17 protein-coding genes are annotated in these 18601 nt (G+C 69.9%); 5 read left to right on the top strand and 12 right to left on the bottom strand.

All coding sequences use genetic code 11. The features are described from left to right. Positions 1-23: 23 nt before the first annotated feature. Positions 24-1775: an ABC transporter ATP-binding protein gene (locus MFF26_RS01000; RefSeq protein WP_137830413.1), complete on the top strand. Its 1752-nt coding sequence runs from the start codon at positions 24-26 to the stop codon at positions 1773-1775. Positions 1776-1787: 12 nt separating this feature from the next. On the opposite strand, the gene gmk is transcribed toward MFF26_RS01000, so the two are convergent. Continuing rightward, a complete protein-coding gene (gene gmk, locus MFF26_RS00995; RefSeq protein WP_238307393.1) occupies positions 1788-2465 on the bottom strand; it encodes a guanylate kinase in 678 nt (225 codons plus the stop codon). An 8-nt stretch (positions 2466-2473) separates the two neighbouring features. Continuing rightward, positions 2474-3337: a YicC/YloC family endoribonuclease gene (locus tag MFF26_RS00990; RefSeq protein ID WP_137830429.1), complete on the bottom strand. Its 864-nt coding sequence runs from the start codon at positions 3335-3337 to the stop codon at positions 2474-2476. Positions 3338-3649: 312 nt separating this feature from the next. Between MFF26_RS00990 and MFF26_RS00985 the strand changes: the two genes are divergently transcribed. Then, positions 3650-4195, top strand: a complete 546-nt coding sequence (locus tag MFF26_RS00985) for a hypothetical protein (protein WP_137830415.1) — start codon at positions 3650-3652, stop codon at positions 4193-4195. A 95-nt stretch (positions 4196-4290) separates the two neighbouring features. Here MFF26_RS00985 and MFF26_RS00980 read toward each other — a convergent pair whose 3' ends face one another. Then, positions 4291-4509: a hypothetical protein gene (locus MFF26_RS00980; RefSeq protein ID WP_137830416.1), complete on the bottom strand. Its 219-nt coding sequence runs from the start codon at positions 4507-4509 to the stop codon at positions 4291-4293. 267 nt (positions 4510-4776) lie between these two features. On the opposite strand from MFF26_RS00980, the gene MFF26_RS00975 reads away from it, so the two are divergent. After that, a complete protein-coding gene (locus MFF26_RS00975) occupies positions 4777-6585 on the top strand; it encodes a sensor histidine kinase (RefSeq protein WP_137830417.1) in 1809 nt (602 codons plus the stop codon). 210 nt (positions 6586-6795) lie between these two features. On the opposite strand, the gene MFF26_RS00970 is transcribed toward MFF26_RS00975, so the two are convergent. The 7 genes from MFF26_RS00970 to MFF26_RS00940 all read right to left on the bottom strand — a co-directional run bounded on the left by MFF26_RS00970 (position 6796) and on the right by MFF26_RS00940 (position 13864). Further along, positions 6796-7899, bottom strand: coding sequence for a M48 family metallopeptidase (locus MFF26_RS00970; protein ID WP_137830418.1), 1104 nt, complete (start codon positions 7897-7899; stop codon positions 6796-6798). Positions 7900-7907: 8 nt separating this feature from the next. Then, positions 7908-9185, bottom strand: coding sequence for a DUF898 family protein (locus tag MFF26_RS00965; RefSeq protein ID WP_238307391.1), 1278 nt, complete (start codon positions 9183-9185; stop codon positions 7908-7910). A gap of 181 nt (positions 9186-9366) precedes the next feature. Next, on the bottom strand, positions 9367-9597 hold the full coding sequence (locus tag MFF26_RS00960) for a YbdD/YjiX family protein (RefSeq protein ID WP_137830420.1): 231 nt from the start codon (positions 9595-9597) through the stop codon (positions 9367-9369). A 4-nt stretch (positions 9598-9601) separates the two neighbouring features. Beyond that, the gene (locus MFF26_RS00955; protein ID WP_137830421.1) at positions 9602-11662 is read right to left on the bottom strand and encodes a carbon starvation CstA family protein; all 2061 of its coding nucleotides are present in this window, start codon (positions 11660-11662) and stop codon (positions 9602-9604) included. 157 nt (positions 11663-11819) lie between these two features. Further along, on the bottom strand, positions 11820-12446 hold the full coding sequence (locus MFF26_RS00950; RefSeq protein WP_137830422.1) for a TPM domain-containing protein: 627 nt from the start codon (positions 12444-12446) through the stop codon (positions 11820-11822). Then, positions 12436-13182, bottom strand: coding sequence for a TPM domain-containing protein (locus tag MFF26_RS00945; protein ID WP_238307447.1), 747 nt, complete (start codon positions 13180-13182; stop codon positions 12436-12438). Before MFF26_RS00945 ends, MFF26_RS00950 begins: the two co-directional genes overlap by 11 nt. 46 nt (positions 13183-13228) lie before the next feature. Beyond that, positions 13229-13864 carry a LemA family protein gene (locus MFF26_RS00940; RefSeq protein WP_137830337.1) on the bottom strand — a complete coding sequence of 212 codons (636 nt, stop codon included), beginning with the start codon at positions 13862-13864 and terminating at the stop codon, positions 13229-13231. Positions 13865-14155: 291 nt separating this feature from the next. Here MFF26_RS00940 and MFF26_RS00935 point away from each other — a divergent pair, with 291 nt between their 5' ends. Together MFF26_RS00935 and MFF26_RS00930 are read left to right on the top strand one after the other, a co-directional pair. Continuing rightward, positions 14156-14482, top strand: coding sequence for an Rdx family protein (locus MFF26_RS00935; protein ID WP_137830338.1), 327 nt, complete (start codon positions 14156-14158; stop codon positions 14480-14482). 103 nt (positions 14483-14585) lie between these two features. Further along, positions 14586-16727, top strand: a complete 2142-nt coding sequence (locus tag MFF26_RS00930) for a sensor histidine kinase (protein WP_137830373.1) — start codon at positions 14586-14588, stop codon at positions 16725-16727. 101 nt (positions 16728-16828) lie between these two features. On the opposite strand, the gene MFF26_RS00925 is transcribed toward MFF26_RS00930, so the two are convergent. Both MFF26_RS00925 and MFF26_RS00920 read right to left on the bottom strand, forming a co-directional pair. Continuing rightward, a complete protein-coding gene (locus tag MFF26_RS00925) occupies positions 16829-17665 on the bottom strand; it encodes an aldo/keto reductase (RefSeq protein WP_137830339.1) in 837 nt (278 codons plus the stop codon). Between the two features lie 109 nt (positions 17666-17774). After that, the gene (locus MFF26_RS00920) at positions 17775-18566 is read right to left on the bottom strand and encodes a Crp/Fnr family transcriptional regulator (protein WP_137830340.1); all 792 of its coding nucleotides are present in this window, start codon (positions 18564-18566) and stop codon (positions 17775-17777) included. Positions 18567-18601 lie beyond the last annotated feature (35 nt).

Genomic DNA, 18601 nt, shown 5'->3' with positions numbered 1-18601 from the left:
GAAATCAGGCGACACCCCCTCCCATGCTGAAGGATTTCTTCGCCTATTACCGGCCGTACCGGACCCTGTTCCTCGTCGATTTCGGCTGCGCCGTGCTGTCGGGCCTGCTGGAGCTCGGCTTTCCGATGGCGGTCAAGGCGTTCGTCGACGTGCTGCTGCCGCGCCAGGATTGGGGGCTGATCGTCCTGGCGGCTCTCGGGCTCGCGCTCCTCTACGTGGCCAATGCCGGGTTGATGGTGGTCGTGACCTATTGGGGCCACGTGCTCGGAATCAATATCGAGACGACGATGCGCGAGCGCGCCTTCGCGCATCTGCAGAAACTGTCGTTCCGCTTCTTCGACGGGCAGAAGACCGGCCACCTCGTCGCCCGCGTGACGAAGGATCTCGAGGAGATCGGCGAGGTCGCCCATCACGGGCCGGAGGACGTGTTCATCGCCGTGATGACGCTCGTCGGCGCCTTCGCCCTGATGGCGTGGGTCCACCCACCCTTGGCGCTCGCCACCGCCGCGATCCTGCCCGTGATCGCCTTCGTGACGATCCGCTACGGCGGGCGCATGACCCGCAACTGGCAGGCGCAGTACGGTCGCGTCGGCGCCTTCAACGCCCGCATCGAGGAGAATGTCGGCGGTATCCGCGTGGTGAAGGCCTTCGCCAACGAGCCGCACGAGCGCGCCCTGTTCGCCACCGACAACGCGAAGTACCGCGCCGCCAAGCTCGAAGCCTACCGGCTGATGGCCGCCGCCCTCTCGATCAATTACCTCGGCCTGCGCCTCGTGCAGATCGTCGTGCTGCTCGGCGGCGCCTACTTCGTCGTGCGCGGCGACCTGACGGCGGGCGGCTTCGTCGGCTTCCTGCTTCTGGTGGGCGTCTTCTATCGGCCGCTGGAGAAGATCGGCGCCGTCGTCGAGACTTATCCGAAGGGCATCGCGGGCTTCCGACGGTACCGCGAACTCCTCGCCACCGAGCCGGACATCGCCGACCGGCCCGGCGCCCGGACCGCGCCGCCCCTCAAGGGCGACATCCGCTTCGAGAATGTCAGCTTCGGCTATTCCGCCGACCGGCCGGTGCTGCGCGGCGTCGATCTCGACATCCGGGCCGGCGAGACGGTGGCCTTCGTCGGCCCCTCGGGGGCGGGCAAGACGACCCTGTGCTCGTTGATCCCGCGCTTCTACGAAGTCGAAGGCGGTCGCATCACCATCGACGGCCACGACATCCGCGACCTGACGCAAGGGTCGCTCCGCGGCCGGATCGGCATCGTGCAGCAGGACGTGTTCCTGTTCGCCGGGACCATCCGTGAGAACATCGCCTATGGCCGGCTCGACGCGAGCGAGGCCGAGATCCTGGAGGCCGCCGCCCGCGCCCGGCTCGACGGGCTGGTCGCCTCCCTGCCCGAGGGGCTCGACACGGTGATCGGCGAGCGCGGGGTGAAGCTGTCGGGCGGCCAGAAGCAGCGGCTCGCCATCGCCCGCGCCTTCCTCAAGAATCCGCCGATCCTGATCCTCGACGAGGCGACCTCGGCCCTCGACACCCAGACCGAGCGGGAGATCCAGGCCTCCCTTACCGAGTTGGCGCGGGGGCGCACCACCCTCGTCATCGCCCACCGGCTCGCCACCATCCGGCATGCCGACCGCATCGTCGTGGTGGCCGAGCACGGCGTCGCCGAGCAGGGCCGGCACGAAGCCCTGCTCGGCCAGGACGGCTATTACCGCCGCCTCCACGCGGCGCAGGTGGGCGATCTGTGGGAGAACGATCCGCCGCGAACGGCGGCCGAGTAGGGCGCGCCGCGCTCAGCCCGGCCTGCCGGCCTCCGCCAGCAACCCGTCGACGAAGGCGGGCAGGCCGGTGCGGCGGCTGCGCTTGAGCCGCTCGGCGGTGAGGATCGCCTGGAGCGAGCGGAAGGACTCGTCGAGATCGTCGTTGACGATGACGTAGTCGTACTCGCTCCAGCGCTGCATCTCGTTGCGGGCATTGGCGAGGCGCCGCTCGATCGTCTCGGGGGAATCTTCCGCCCGCCGCTCCAGCCGCTGGCGCAACTCCGAGAAACTCGGCGGCAGGATGAAGACGGTGACGACATCCTCCTGAAGGCGCTGCCGCACTTGGCGGGTGCCCTGGTAGTCGATGTCGAAGATCATGTCCCGGCCCTGCGCCAGCGTCTTCTCCACCGGGCGGCGCGGCGTGCCGTAGAAATTGCCGTGGACCTCGGCCCATTCGAGCAGGTCGTCGCGGGCGCGCAGGTCCTCGAACGCCTCGCGGTCGATGAAGCGGTAATGGCGCCCGTCGATCTCGGACGGGCGGCGCGCCCGCGTCGTGACCGAGATCGACAGGTCGAGACCCCAGCCGCCATCGGTGGCGATCGCCCGGGTCAGCGTCGTCTTGCCCGCCCCCGAGGGCGAGGACAGAATCAGGATCAGGCCGCGCCGCCCGGCCCTGGCATCCTGCCCGCCCTCCGTTCGACCTTCCGTCATCCTGCTTCTCATTCGACGTTCTGCACCTGCTCGCGGAATTGCTCCACCACGGCCTTCAAGTCGAGTCCGATCCGCGACAGCGCGATGTCGTTGGCCTTGGCGCAGAGCGTGTTGGCCTCGCGTCCGAGCTCCTGGGCCAGGAAATCGAGCCGCCGTCCGATCGCCCCGCCCGCCGCCAGCAATTCGCCGGCCGCGTCGACATGGGCGCGCAGGCGGTCGAGCTCCTCCCGGACGTCGGCCTTGGCGGCCAGCAGCACCGCCTCCTGATGCAATCGGTCGGGGTCGAGGCCGGTGCCATCGGTGAGCGCCGCGACCGTGGCGGCGAGGCGCGCCCGCACCGCCTCGGGGCGCCGGGCCGGGCAATCCTCGGCGGCCTGCGTCAGACGGGCGATCTCGGCGAGCTGGCCCTCGACGATCCCCTTCAGCGTCGCGCCCTCCGACCGGCGGGCGGCGGCGATGTCGCTCACCAGCCGCTCCGCGCCCGCGGCGAGATCGCGATTCAGGGCCTCAGGGTCGGCGGGCGCCTCTGCCTCGACCTCCACGACGCCCCGCACCGACAGGAGCCCGTCGAGGGTCGCCGGGGCGATGCCGGCGGGTCGCGGTATCCGCGCGACCGAAGCGGCGAGGTCGGCCAACAGGGCTTCGTCGATGCGGACCCGCGCCGCCGTCTCTGGGCGGGTCAATGTCAGGCCGAGCTGGCACTGGCCACGGGCCAGCGCCTTGGAGAGCGCTGCGCGGGCCGCCTCGCCGGCCGCCTCGAAGCCGTTGGGCACCCGCACCCGGATATCGAGCCCGCGCCCGTTCACCGTGCGGATTTCCCAGAGCCATTGCACCGCGCCGGTGGTGCCGGCGGCGCGGGCGAAGCCCGTCATGCTCGCGATCGCTGCGCCCAATCCGTCCTCCGTCGCGGAACCGGCCTCATCGAGGCCCGGTTGCCCGAATACGCGGTTTGGGACGGACGACGCAACGCGGCGTGAAATCAGACCGCGATTGCGCCGCAGCAATGTCGGGGCAATCGCGACTGCCCAAAAAACATGCACGTTTAAAGCTTGCGCAGAAGCCTCTTGTCGAAGCAGGCGCGAATACTGTGCATCGTCTTGACGCTTATTGCATGAATTTCTAGCTTTCGAATCGATAGTGATCTCCGGACCTTCCTCGCAGGGGCGGACCCAGCAGGGACCAACATGATGAACCCGTTCGACATCAAGAATCGGTTTCGGGCGCGCCTGCGCGCCGCCGACGCCCAGAAGAACCGCCTGCGTGCCCGCCTCCTGGAAGAAGGCACCCGGGCGCTCGCGCCGGTCACGGAGGCGCTGACGCTGATGGCGGAGGTGCTGGAAGAGGACGGCGTCGATCACGGCCGGATCGTCTGCCCGGTGCCGGAAGTCGATTGCGACGATTTCGTCGGCTTCACCGCCATCCTGCGCAATGCCGCCGACAAGGAGCACCGCATCGGCGTGAAGTACGGCCCGGTTCTCGGGGGGCGCAACTACATCGCGGTGACCGGCCTCGGCGCCGAGTACGACGAGCGCCTCGCGACGCTGGCCAGCAATGGCGGCCCGAGCCTCGGCCGCTCGGTGGGCAGCGACGTGCACGTGGAGGCCGATCGGGGCAGCGACCTCGCCGAGGTCCTGCGCGAGATGGTCGAGGATTTCTTCGCGGGCCATGCCGAGCCGGCGATCCGCACCGGCACCGCCGAGGCCCGTGCCCGGCTGGCCCTGGTGCAGTAGCCGGATCGGATCATGCCCGGACGAGGCGGTCCATCCTCGTTTGGGGTGGACCGCACTGGGGCAGCGTCGCGTCGGCGACCGCTGCCTCCGGCCGGTCAGGCTTGCGACACCGTCGCCTTGCGATTGCGGGTGCGGGCCGCGCGGGCCATGGCGATCAACTCGTTGGCGGTGAGACTGCGCAGGGGAAGGTCGTCATTGCCGGGCATCGCCGTGGGGACCCGCTCCGGCTCCTTGGAGGGCGGCGGGGGACGCAGGTCCCGGCTTGGCCAGAGTGCGCGGAAACGGGATGCCTTCCGGGTTGCTGCCTGCGCCATGCCGTCTCCTCGTGCGGGTTGCCGGCACCGACATAATTAAGCTTAGCCGTAAGACCATTCTTGACGAGCGCGCATGTGCTGCTTCGCGGCGAAAAATCCGCCGCCCTGCCGGTCATCCGTCACACCGATGCAAACGCGCCGCGCCGCTGCGTGAAATTTGTTTCTTGATCCCGGCGCCATTGCCCCCTGCCACCCCGCGGGCGAAGAAGGCTTGGCCGGTCCGGCCCCCTCGCCGTGACCTGGGCGCGAATCAGGGCGCCGTCATTGATGCCGACCGACGCCGAACTGGCCCAGCCGATCCCGTCCCGCACCGGGGCGTTCGCTGCGCGCCGCGTCCACCCCCGCTGGCCCCTGCCGGTGCTGCCTTTGCGCCTCCTGCTGGCGCTTGCGTTCGGCACCCTCGGCATCGTCTCGACGCTCGTTCTCGCGCTTCTCGTGCACGGGCAGGCGACCGCCCGGTTGGAGGAGGAGGTCGGCGCGCAGCTCGACGAGCTGACCGCGCATATGGCCCGCACCCTCGATCAGGGGATGTTCGAGCGCTGGCGCGACGTGCAGGTCGCCGCCGCGCTCGACACCCTCCGCGCGCCGGACGCGCCGCTCCCCGCCAAGCGCGCCGTGTTGGAGCGGCTTCAAACGACCTATCCGGCCTATTCCATCCTTCTCCTCACCGACGCGCGCGGACGCATCGTCGCCACCAGCAACGGCCTGCTCGAGGGGGCGGACGTGGGCGCGCGCGACTATTTCCAGGCCGGCCGCGAGCGGCCCTTCGTCGGCGATGTCCACGATGCCCAGCTGCTGGCCAAGCTGATGCCGCAGGCGAACGGCGAGCCGCTGCGCCTCGTCGATCTGGCCGCCCCCGTCCTCGCCCCGGACGGCACCTTCGCCGGCGTCATCGCGGCCCATCTCGACTGGGCCTGGGCGCGGAATGCCGTGGCCGATTTCGAGCGGACGCTGACCCGGCAGCGGGCCGGCACCGAAATCCTGCTCCTGGCCCGCGACGGCCTCGTGCTGCACGGACCGCCCGAGCTGCTCAGGCGGCGGCTGCCGCCCCAGACCCTCGCGGGCACGCGTCACCTCGGCGGCGGCGCCAAGTCGAGCATCGGTCCGAAGATCGGCCCCTGGCCGGATCAGGCGGCCCCCTTCCTCTTCGCCACCGAGCCGACCCGCGGCTACCGCGATTATCCCGGTCTCGGCTGGACGGTGGCGGCGCGGATCGATGCCGGGCGAGCGCTCGCCCCGGTGCGGGATCTGAGCAAGGCGATCACGTTCTCCGGCCTCGTCGTGGCGCTGGCCGGATCCCTGCTGGCATGGTGGCTCGCCGGGCGGCTCGCGCGCCCGCTGAACGCCGTCTGCGCGCAGGCCGACCGGCTCGGACGTGGCGAACCCCTCGCCGTCCTCGCGCCGACGGTGGTGAGGGAGATCCGCGAGATCGGGCAGGCCCTCGACGCGTCGGCGCGGGAGCTGCGCCAGCGGGAGACGGCCCGTCGTCTCCTCGTGGACGAACTGAACCACCGGGTGAAGAACACGCTGGCCACCGTGCAATCCTTCGCGTTCCAGAGTTTCCGCGGGCTCGACGGCGCGGCGGCGCGGCAGAGGCAGGCCTTCGAGGGACGGCTCCTGGCGCTCTCGGCGGCGCACAACATCCTGACGCGGGAGCATTGGGCCGGGGCCGGCCTGATCGCGGTCGTCGAGGAGGTGCTGCGCCCGTTCCAGGTCGGGGGGACTCCCATTTCCATGTCGGGTCCGGACCTACGCCTGCCGCCCCGCGTGGCGCTCGGGCTCGGCATGGTGCTGCATGAATTGTGCACCAACGCGGCCAAGCACGGTGCCCTCTCGGTCTCCGACGGCCGGGTTGCGATTACGTGGCGGGTGGGGGCGCCGGAGGGCGGAGTGCGCCGCCTCCACCTCGTCTGGCGGGAAACCGGCGGGCCTCCGGTGGCCGCGCCGACCCGGCGGGGTTTCGGCTCCCGGCTGATCGAGCGCGGTCTGTCGGCGGAACTCGGCGGTCATGCCCGCATCGATTTTCCGGTCGACGGCGTCGTCTGCGAGATCGTGTCGAGCGTCGAGGCGGCGTGAGGCACAGGCCTGGAGGAGGGTGACGAACGCCGCATCCGCGATTGGGCCCTGAATCGCTCGTTCGCACCGACTCTTCCGAAAGCCGGTTCCGGCCTTTCGGGCTGACGCTCTAGAGCACGATGCGGAAAAGTGGAATCCGGTTTTCCGGAATCATCGTGCGACCACAAAGAGATAGAGCGTGCCGCTGTTTCCGTAGAAATGCGGCACGCTCTAGTCGGAGGGTGATGTCCGGTCCTCCGCGTCACAGACGCGTCGCAGGTTTCGCCAATCGCCCTCGCTCAGCAGGGAATCCGTGCCGGCCTTGCCCGCACCGGGCGTCGCCCGGATCGCCGTCGCCCGCTCGGCGGTGTAGGGGTGCGAGCGCAGGAGGCTGGCAAGGCCGCCGGGTTTCTCGTCATTGGCCGCGGTGATGCGCTCCAGAATGCCGGCAAGCGCCCGCCCGTCACCGCCCGCGCGGTCGACGGCGGCGACCGCCGCCGCATCCGCCGCACGCTCGGCCTCGCGCGAGTAGCCCGCCGCGATCGCCGCCTGACCCGCCGCCACCAGCACGGTCGAGCCGGTGAGGTCGCCGAGGACGAGGCTGAGCAGGAACGAGGTGCCGCTCGCCCGGATCAGCGAGCGGATGGGGTCACGCGCCGCCAAGTGCCCGAATTCGTGGGCCAGAATCGCGGCGAAGGCGTCGGCGCTGTCGGATTTCTCGATGATGTCGGACAGGACGATCACCCGCCCGCCGGGAAGGGCGAGGGCGTTGGCGATCGTGCTGCGCCGGACGCTCACCTGCGGGGCGACCGGCAGATCCATCGTCCCGGCCAACCGCGCGACGAGCCGGTCGAGCGCGGCGCGGCCCACCGGATTCGCACAGAGCGGCGGCGTGCCGAGCAGATCGACGACCTGCGCCTCGACCGCTCGCCCGAACTGCGCCTCCATGGCCGGAGGAACCTGCGGGGCGAGACGATCGGCCGCCGCCGGTACGCCGTAGATCGCGATCAGCACCACCGAGAGGCCCGCAGCGACCGACCAGAGGACGAGCCGTACCAGGCCACCCTCGCGCTCGGTTCGCCTCAGGCCGGGGCTGCTTGTGGCGAGATGCGCGGCGAAGGCCGCATCCTCGAACTCCACGCTGCCGGATGCGCTCGCATGGCCGATCCGGGTCAAAGGCGGCGCCGTGTCGGCGGCGCGCAGATCGAGCAGGCTCCAATCGAGGCGGATCGCCTCGCCCACGATCTCCAGCCGCTCCCCGAGGCGCAGCCGCACGGGATGGGCCCGCGCGCTCAGCCCGTCGAAGTAGAGGCCGGTGGTGGTGAGGCTCTCCATCGGTCGCGTCAGAAGCCGATCTCCAGCGCACCGCCGACGTCGAGCGCGTCGGCGAGGCCCTCGTTGAGCCCGCTCGCGGGATTGCGGCGCGATGCCAGCACCGCTTCGAGCGCCCCGACATTCTCGATCTCCGTCGAGCTCGCCACCGCTTCCCAGAGCCGCAGGGTCACCACCCGAACATAGAGCCAAGTCGCCGCCAGCGCGGCGCCGAGATAGACCAGGCCGATGCCCGCGAAGATGGCGGTCTGCTGGCCGAAATTCGCCGTCGGGTCCATGGCGAAGGGCATGAGTGTCGTGACGATGAGGCCGATGGCGGCGAAGAAGCCGATGACCGACAGGAAGTAGAGGATGTAAGGCCAGTAGAACTGGCGCGCCTTCAGATGCGAGGTCAGGCGTGCCTCGCCGAGATGCGTGGCGGCCAGGAAGGCGCGGGTCTCGCGGGCGCGGTAATAGGGCATGAGCCCCAGGATCGCGATGATCGCGAAGCCGAGGGCGGCCATGGTCACGCCGAAATACGTTCTCACGGCGGTGCCGGCATATTTCGGATTGATATCGAGATTCTTCGGCGCGCCGTTCGGATCGGTCACGAACAGCTCGAAGGGTGGGTCGAAGTTCATGGCGTTCAGCAGCGCCAGCACGCTCGCCAGGAGCCGCAGGGCGGCGCAGAGGTAGAGCGCCAGCCAGGGCCGCAGGGCCGAGCCCCCGGTGGCGGTCGAGCGCAGGCGGCTCTGCCCGATCAGGGTGTGATCGATGCGGTAGCGTTCGAGGGCGGCGCGCATGAACGGAAAGGCGAGCCCGGCGGTCAGGAGCGTGACGAGCCACCAGAGGCCGGCGCGCCCGACATAGGCCAGCGCCGAACCGTCCTGGCCGAGGCGGATGCCGCGCCAGCGGGTGCGTGAGGCGCGGTAGCGTCGCCCGCGGAAGACCGCGTATTGCCCGAGCAGGAAGAGGAAGACGGCGGAGAGAGCCGGCACGAAGGCCGCGAGAGGCGGCGCCGCCAGACCGAGCAGGAACAGGACGACGTAGACCGGCACCAGGATGGCCAGCGCCACGAGGAAGCCGAGGAACAACTCCTTGCCGCGACCGAGATACTCGGCCGGGCTGCCGGCCACGATCGTCCGGCTCCAGAAGAAGCGCCGCAGGTTGGTGATGTACCAGAAGCGGTAGATCGAGAAGGTGACGAGGGAGAGCAGGAAGCCCTTCACGACGATGCCGGTGAGGCCCGCCGCCTTTCGATCGAAGGTGACCGAGCCTGTCCGGCCCAACCGCCCGTAGTCCTGATTCATTCCTGTCCAACCCCCAAACTTGATGTGGCGGCAGACTATCCGAGCTTTGGCGAGATGCACGCGAAAAAACGCCGCCAGCTCCAAGAATAGGAACTGACGGCGCTTCTTTTTATACTGATTATAATGACTGTCCCGGCGAGTATTCTTTAGGTCGACAGCCTCAAGGATTGGGATTGCCGCCCTAGCAGCAGCGAAAGCCCGAGGTATTGCCGACGCCGAAACGCGCGTTCTCGCGATTGCGGAAGAACTCACGCTCGGTCATCGGCGCCTGATCCGGGTGGGTCTTCTGGATATGGGCGACGTAGGTGCCGTAATCGCCCTGGCCCACCATAAGGCGCGCGCCGTCGCAGATGCATTTGTTGAACGCCTTCAGGCGATCGCGAAAGTTCTGCGACGATGCTGGTGCGGTCATGGTGTCACTCCGCCGGGGCGAGCTTGGAATCGGCTTCCAGAGCCGTCCAGCGGTCGCTGCGATAGGCCTTGAGGCAGGCCTTGGCGCCGAACACCACGATCGCCACGACGAGGCACACGAAGAACACGGCGAGCACCGTGTCGACGCGGTCGTTGAAGACGATCTTGTGCATGTCGTCCATGCTCTTGGCCGGGGCCAGCACCTTGCCCTCGGCGATGGCCGCCGAGAAGCGGTCGGCGTGGCTGAGGAAGCCGATCTTCGGGTCGGGAGAGAAGATCTTCTGCCAGCCCGCGGTCAGGGTGCAGATGCAGAGCCAAACGGTCGGGATGATCGTGACGAACGCGTAGCGCTCGCGCTTCATCTTGAAGATCACCACGGTGGCGAGCGTCAGCGCCACCGCCGCCAGCATCTGGTTCGAGATGCCGAACAGCGGCCACAGCGTGTAGATGCCGCCCAACGGGTCGGTCACTCCCTGGTAGAGGAAGTAGCCCCAGGCGGCGACGCAGAGCGCGGTGGCCACCATGCTGGGCGCCCAGGCCGAGGTATCCTTGAAGCGCGGCGAGAGCAGGCCGAGCAGATCCTGCAGCATGAAGCGCCCGGCGCGCGTGCCGGCATCCACGGCGGTGAGGATGAACAGGGCCTCGAACAGGATCGCGAAGTGGTACCAGAAGGCCATCATCGCCTTGCCGCCGATGGCGGAGGAGATGATGTGGGCCATGCCGACGGCGAGCGTCGGGGCGCCGCCGACGCGCGAGATGATCGAGTGCTCGCCGACATCCTTGGCGGTTTGGGCGATCGTCTCGGCCGCGATGGGGAAGCCGAGCTTGGTCGTCACGGCCGCCGCGGCGGTCTCCGGCGTGGTGCCGAGCAGGGCGCCGGGGGAGTTCATGGTGAAGTAGATGCCCGGATCGATCACGCTCGCGGCGACCAGCGCCATGATCGCGACGAAGCTCTCCATCAGCATGCCGCCATAGCCGATGAAGCGGGTGTCCATCTCGTTGTCGACGAGCTTCGGCGTGGTGCCCGAGGAGATCAGGGCGTGGAAGCCCGAGACCGCGCCGCAGGCGATGGTGATGAACAGGAACGGGAACAGCGAGCCCGCCCAGACCGGGCCGGTGCCGTCGACGAACTTCGTCATGGCCGGCATCTGCATGTGCGGGGCGACGACGACGATGCCGAGCGCCAGACCGATGATGGTGCCGATCTTGAGGAAGGTCGAGAGGTAGTCGCGCGGGGCGAGCAGCAGCCACACGGGCAGGATCGCGGCGACGAAGCCGTAGCCGATCAGCATCCAGGTGAGCTGCGTGCCGGTGAAGGTGAAGGCCGGGCCCCAGACCGGGTGCTCGTTGATCTGGCCGCCGCCGATGATCGCGGCCATGAGCAGGACGAAGCCGATGATCGAGACCTCGCCGATCTTGCCCGGCCGGATGTAGCGCGCGTAGAGGCCCATCAGGATCGCGATCGGGATCGTGGCCGCGACCGTGAAGGTGCCCCAGGGGCTCTCGGCCAGCGCCTTGACGACGATCATCGCCAGCACCGCCAGCAGGATCACCATGATCATGAAGGTGCCGAACAGGGCGATCACGCCGGGGATGACGCCGAGCTCGGCCCGGATCAGCTCACCCAGCGAGCGCCCGTCGCGGCGCATCGAGATGAACAGGACCATGAAGTCCTGCACCGCGCCCGCGAGCACCACGCCGGCGAGGATCCAGAGCATGCCGGGCAGATAGCCCATCTGCGCGGCGAGCACCGGGCCGACCAGCGGGCCCGCGCCCGCGATCGCCGCGAAATGGTGGCCGAACAGCACGGTCTTGTTGGTAGGGACGTAGTCGAGGCCGTCGTTGTGGCGGTGGGCCGGGGTCTCGCGCTTGGGATCGAGGCGCATCACCTTGTCGGCGATGTAGAGCGAGTAATAGCGGTAGGCGATCAGGTAGACGCAGACGGCGGCCACCACGACCCACAGGGCGTTGATCGACTCGCCGCGCTGCGTCGCGACGATGGCGAGCGCCGCCGCGCCGAGCGCTCCCACCAGGGCCCAGGGCCCGTGTTTCTGTACCGCGCCCATTGACGCCTCACTCCGTGATGGCCGCATTCTTGATTAAGGCGGCCTTGACGGACCTTGTTTGGCGCAATTTTCTCCCTGAGGCCAGTTGCAGAGGCTACACACTCCGCGATCCTTCAACGGGTACTTCGAGCGCGCTCTTGCAGTCCCGGCAAAAGCCTCACTCCAGCACGATGACGCGGTTGGGCAATTCGTTGCCGGCCTTGTCCCCGGGGAAAGCCGCTTCCAGCACCCCGCCGACCCGCTCCACCGCCACGACGAGGCCGGGCCCCAGTTCGCCGCGTCCGGCCGCCGCGAGGAGATCGCCCAGGACCACGCGCCATTCCCCGTCGGGGATGCGGGCTCGCACCGCGGAATCCGCGACGATCTCGGCGTAGCGCTCGGCCAAGGCGACGTAGATCAGGACGCCGGTGCGCCCCCGCGTGGCGGGGAGCCCGTGCGCCAGGAACTCGTGGCGGGCCGCCGCGCGGGCCCGCTCGTGCCGCCAGGGGCGGGGGGTGAGGGCGATGCGCACCCGCTCGTTCAGCGTGGCAGCCAGCGCCGCGAGCACGCCGCCGGCCTGGGCCAGCGCGATCTCGGCGGCGGAGAGATGCGTCAGCAGGATCAGCGGCCAGGGCAGGGCGAGCGCCACCGCGAGCGCCAGGGCGAGGGCGGGCGAGCGGTAGAGTCCGGCGCGGGCCGCCACCAGCACGACGATTTCGCCCGCCGTGCCGGCCTCGGCCCGGCCGATCGCCCGCGCGATCCGCGCGCGCTCGGCTTCGCTCAGGATCACCGCGCTACCAGTCACCGGAGGCTCCCCCGCCGCCCGACGAGCCGCCCCCGCCGGAGAACCCGCCGCCCCCCGAGAAACCGCCCCCGTCGGAGAAGCCTCCGCCCCAGCCGCCGGATGAGCCGGGGATGAGCACGATGCCGCCGCCGCGCCCACGCCGCCCGCCGGAATTCATCCGCGCCATGACGAGGACGACGACGATGATGACGAGGATCCAGAACCCGACCGTGACGGGATCGACGCTGTCCTCGCGGACCGGTGCGCGCCGCTGCCACTCCTCGGCATCGCCCGACAGGATCGAGAGGATCGCGTCGATCCCGGCCTCGACGCCGCCGGAAAAGTCGCCCTGCTTGAAGCGCGGCGTGATCGCGGTGGTGATGATGACCTTGGTGAGGGCGTCGGTGAGCGCGCCTTCCAGCCCGTAGCCGACCTCGATGCGGACCTTGCGCTCCGTCGGCGCCACGAGGAGCAGGACGCCGTTGTTGGTCTTGGCCTGTCCGAGCTTCCAGGCCCGGAACAGGCGGTTCGCGAAATCCTCGACGGTGAGGCCCTGGAGCGAGGGCACGGTGGCGACCGCGACCTGATCGCCGGACTTGTCGTCGTGTGCCTTAAGCTTGCCCTCGATCCGCGCCTCCGCCTCCGGCGAGAGGATGCCGGCGCCGTCGACGATGCGCCCGGTGAGGGGCGGAAGGTCGGGCTCGGCGGCCAGCGCCGGGGCCAGGGCAAGCAGCAGGAAGGCCAGCGAGGCCGCCAGCCGGGCGAGGACGCCCTGCGCGCGCGGGTTCACCCCTCGGCCGGGGCTAGAATTTCACGTTCGGCGCGCGCTCCGAGCCGGGCGTCGAGGTGAAGGTCTCCATGGGCTTCGCTTCGGGGTAGAACCACGAGGCGATCCAGCGGCCGGGGATGGTGCGGATCTCGGTGTTGTAGGCCTGGACCGACTGGATGTAGTCGCGCCGGGCCACCGCAATGCGGTTCTCCGTGCCCTCCAGCTGCGATTGCAGGGCCAGGAAGTTCTGGTTGGATTTGAGATCCGGATAGGCTTCGACCGAGGCGAGCAGGCGTCCGAGCGCGCCGGAGAGCTGATTCTGCGCGTCCTGGAACTGCTTGAACTTGGCCGGGTCGTTCACCGTCGAGGCATCGACTTGGACGCTGGTGGCCTTGGCGCGGGCTTCCGTCACCCTGGTCAGCGTCTCCTGCTCCTGCTTGGCGTAACCCTTCACCGTCTCGACGAGGTTGGGGATCAGGTCCGCCCGGCGCTGGTACTGGTTCTGCACCTCGCTCCAGGAGGATTTCGCCTGCTCCTCCAGGCTCGGCACCCGGTTGATCGCCCCGCAGCCCGAGAGGCAGAGCGACAGCCACAGGGCGGCGAGCGCGCTGGCGATCCGGCCGAGCACGGGCGTGCGAAGCGCCGCCGGGGGGCTGAGGCTGACGGACATGGGCGGCATCTCTCCAGGGGGCGGGCGTCCGGGAAGCGGGGCCTTGCCGCCGGGAGATAGGTGCGGCGGGCCGCCGCGGGAAGGCGGGGGAGTGAAGATCGAGCGGACGAGGGGATTGGGGCGGGATGCATCGCATATCCCTGCCGCCATTCCGGCCTTGCGGAGGGAAGCCTGGACGAACGGCGGCGGCGCAAGGTGACGTGTTCCCCCGCCTCATCCTGGGATGACGAACCCGTCGCGACGCGGGCCAACGGTTGACAAGGCCGGGCCGATAGGGCCGCTGTGCCTGCCATGGACGAGGCTTCCGACGACGCAATCCCGTCGCGTCCCACCCGGCCACGGGTCGCGATCACCTATTGCACGCAGTGCCAATGGCTCCTGCGCGCCGCCTGGATGGCGCAGGAACTTCTGTCGACTTTCCGCGACGATCTCGGCGAGGTCGCGCTCCGGCCCGCCACCGGCGGGGTCTTCGCCATCGAGCTCGAGGGGGAGACGATCTGGGAGCGTGTGCGTGACGGAGGCTTTCCCGACGTGAAGACCCTCAAGCAGAGGGTGCGCGACCGGCTCGACCCGAGCCGGGACCTGGGACATGTCGATCGTGCTGCGCACCGATCCTGAGACCCGCGCCGAGGCGGAGCCGTCGGCGGGGAGGGGCTCCGCTCCGGCGGAGCCCGCGGCGGCTGCCCCGGTCCGCGCGCCGCGGGAGGCGGGCCTTCGCCGCCTGCTGGCGCGGCTCGGCCAGCGCGGCTTCTCCACGCAATTCTACCTGATCATGCTGGTGATCGCGCTGATCGGCCCGGGGCTGATCTTCACCGCGATCCTGCTCGCCCGCTACGCCGCGACGGAGCGCGCCCGTTTCGAGCAGGACGCCCGGGAGAACGTGCGCGGCATCGCGCTCTCGATCGACCGCGACACCGCCGGCCTCGTCTCGGTGCTCCAGACGCTCGCGACCTCGCCCCGGCTCAAGGACGGCGAGTTCACCAATTTCGAGAACCAGGCGCGTCTGGTGCGCGACGCCACCGGCCTCGACATCGTGCTCCGCCGCCTCGACGGCCAGCAAATCGTCAACACCGCCCTGCCGACGGGCGCGCCGCTCCCGGTCACCACCCTGCCGGTGGATCACGAACTCCGCGCCAGCGGGCAGCGCTCGATGGTGACGGGCTATCTCGCGGGGGCGACTCCCGATCAGGCGTCCTACGCGGTCGCCGTGCCGGTGCGGATCGACGACGCCGTCACCTACCTCCTCAGCTTCGCCGTACCGGTGAGCCGCATCGAGGGCATCCTCGCCCGCGAGCAGGTGCGGGGCTGGGTCTCGGGCGTGTCCGACCGCGACGGCATCGTGCTGGCGCGCCTGCCCGAACTGCCCGGCGTGATCGGACGCCCGCGATTGGCGACGCTCCGCCAGAAAACGACCGGCACCCCCGGAGTCTGGGAGGGCCGCGACCGCGCCTTCAAGCCCGTCACCGTGGTGGAGGCGCGCTCGCGGCTCAATGGCTGGACCGCGGCGGCGAGCATTCCGCGGGAACTCGTCGACGAGCGGCTCCACCGCTGGCTCTGGGCCTTCAGCGGGTTCGGCCTGCTCGTGCTCGCGACCTCCTCGGTGCTCGCGGTGCATCTCTGGTCGCGGGTGTCCAAGCCGCTCCGCCAGCTCGCCGCCTCCGGTCCGGCCCTCGCCCGCGGGCAGGCGATCCCGCGCATCGCCTCGCCGATCCACGAGATCCGCCGGCTCGGCGACGTGCTGTCGGAGGCCTCCCTTCGCTTGCGCACCCGCAGCGAGGAGCGCGACCGGGCCCTGGCCGAGACCCAGCGCGGCCTCTCGGCCCTCAAGGAGAGCGAGGCCCGCTTCCGCCACATGGCCGATTCCGCGCCGGCCCTGATCTGGATGACCGACGAGATCGCTCAGGTGGTCTTCGCCAACATGCATTTCGACCATCTGTTCGGTCGTCCCGCCACCGAGATGGCGGGCTCGGGCTGGGAGTCGATCGTCCATCCGCCGGACCTGCCGGTGTTCCTCGCGACCTTCGAGGAGGCGTTCGAGAGCCGCCGGCCGTTCCGGGCGGAGATGCGGGTGATCGACCGGACCGGCGAGATCCGCTGGCTGCGCTGCGAGGGCGTGCCGCGCCTCGACGATGGCGGCACCTTCCTGGGCTTCACCGGGTGCAGCGTCGACGTCACCGACGCCAAGCGCGCCGAGGAGCATCTGCGCCTGCTCATCAACGAGCTGAATCATCGGGTGAAGAACACCCTGGCCACCGTGCAGTCGATCGCGATGCAATCCCTGCGCGGCCTCGACGGCGAGGAGGCGGAGGCCGCCCGCGCGGCCTTCGAAGCGCGGCTCCTCGCCCTCGCCCGCGCCCACGACGTGCTGACCCGCGAGAGCTGGGAGGGCGCCGAACTGAAGACCGTCGTGGCGGATGCGATCCGCCCGCTGGAGGCGGCCGACGGCCAGGAGGCGCGCTTCGCCGTCCTGGGGCCGCGCCTGCGGCTCGCGCCGCGGTTGGCGCTGTCGATCGCCATGGCGCTGCACGAACTCGGCACCAACGCGGTCAAGTACGGCGCCCTCTCGCGCGAGGGCGGCAAGGTGACGATCTCGTGGACCGTGCAGCGCACGCCCGACCTCCACCTCTCGCTGCGCTGGAGCGAGGCCGGCGGGCCGCCGGTGAAGCCGCCGACCCGCCGCGGCTTCGGCTCGCGGCTGATCGAGCGCAGCCTCGCCCGCGAACTCGCCGGTACCGTCGAGCTGATCTACGAGCCGGAGGGTGTGGTCTGCACCATCGAGGCACCGGTGCCGCCTCCGGGCCTGCTGGAACGCAAGGGCGGGACGGAGCTGGCGGCGGCCAAGCCCCTTCCGCTGGCGGGGTAAACCGTCGGGCCGGATGTCGTCTCCGATCCCACGCCCACGGGCGCTTGAAGCATCGGCCCGAACGCCGATGCCGACCTCTCGTGCCGATGCTCTCGGCGGAGTTACTGCAGCGTCGCCGGATCCGGCCCGATCCGCCCGTCCGCCCGGTCGAGCCCGGCGATGGCGGTGTGGTCGTCCTCCGTCAGGCTGAAGCCGAATACGTCGAGATTCTCGGAGATCCGAGACGGCGTGGCGGATTTCGGGATCGCCACGAAACCGTTCTCGACATGCCAGCGCAGGACCACCTGCGCCGCGGTCCGGCCGAGCCGGCCGGCGATGCGGGCGATCACCGGATCGTCGAGGATCTGCGCCTTGCCCAGCGGGCTCCAGGCCTCGGTGACGATGCCGAGGCGGGCATGGGCGGCCCGCAGGGCGTGCTGCTGGAAATGCGGATGCAGCTCGATCTGGTTGAGGGCCGGGCTGACACCGGTCTCGGACACGAGGCGGTCGAGCTGTCCCTCGGTGAAGTTCGACACGCCGATCGAGCGGGCCCGGCCCTCCTCACGCAGGCGGATTAGGGCGCGCCAGCTGTCGAGATAGAGCCCGCGATCCGGGCAGGGCCAATGGATCAGGTAGAGGTCGACCGCCTCGACCGCGAGCCGGGCGAGGCTCGCCTCGAAGGCGTGCAGCGTCGCGTCGTAGCCCTGGTCGTCGTTCCAGAGCTTGGTCGTCACGAACACGGCGGAGCGCGGCACGGTGGTCTCGCGCAGGGCGCGTCCGACCCCCGCCTCGTTGCCGTAGACCGACGCCGTGTCGACCGAGCGATAGCCGCTCCCGAGCGCCGTGCCGACCAGGGCGGGCGCCTGTGTCTCTTCGAGCCGATAGACGCCGAAACCGATCTGCGGGATCGCCTGCCCGTCGTTCAGCGTGATCTGCGGGACGGGGTCGTGGAATGCCATGAGGCTTGCCTGTGCACGGTCCGAGACGAAGTTCGAAGAGCATCCGGGCATCGGCAATATTTTTCTTGTCGTACAGCCACCCCGCTGCCGGGGCTGGGCTGCGTCAGGATCAGGGCCGGCGGCGCTCGCCCGCCATGCTCGCGCCGGCCTCGTCCTCCTCGCCGGGCTGCCGGATGAGGTGGAGATAGGTCGGGTCGAAGTCGCAGAAGGCCCGCAACCGCCCGACATCCGGCACGTGGAGCCGTCGGTCCTGGAGCCGGACTAAGCCCTCGCTGCGCAGGTCGCGCAGGATGCGGCTCACATGGATCGTGGTGATGCCCAGGATGTCCGCGAGCATCGGCTGGGTCATCGGCATCGCGCAGTCGTTCGGGCCGGCCGCGCCGACGATCTGCTGGCGCAGCAGCAGCTCGCAGAACAGGTGGGCGATGCGCCGGTCGGCGGCGCGCTGGCCCATATTGGCGAGCCATTCCCGCAGGATGCTCTCATCGACGAGCGTCGCCCACCACAGGGCGCGGGCGAGCCGCGAGTCGCGGAAGACCAAGCTGTCGACCTTGTCCTGGGGGACGTCGACGACGGTGCAGGCGGTGAGCGCCGCGATGTAGTGATCGGAAGGCCCCAGCACGATCGATTGCAGATCGCAGAAATCACCCGGCATCAGCAGGCCGAGGATCTGGCGCCGCCCGTCCCCGACGAGCTTGTAGCGGAAGGCGAAGCCCTCGACGACGAGATGGACGCCCGCCGCCGGCTCTCCGGCCCGGACGATATCCTGTTGCGGTTCCAGCGTGCGCCCCGGGCGGAACAGTCCGGCGAGGAGGGCGCGGTCACCATCGTCGAGATCGACGCCGTGCCGCAGCTTGCGGATCAGCGGATTGCTGCGCGGAATCGCTACGAATGCATCCATGGGCGCACAACGCGGAAGACGCCGCTGCGTTTCGC

The sequence above is a fragment of the Methylorubrum suomiense genome (assembly GCF_022179765.1).
Taxonomy (GTDB): domain Bacteria; phylum Pseudomonadota; class Alphaproteobacteria; order Rhizobiales; family Beijerinckiaceae; genus Methylobacterium; species Methylobacterium suomiense.
The sequence above is the reverse complement of the archived record's forward strand: the minus strand, read 5'-3'. Positions and strand labels throughout refer to the sequence as shown.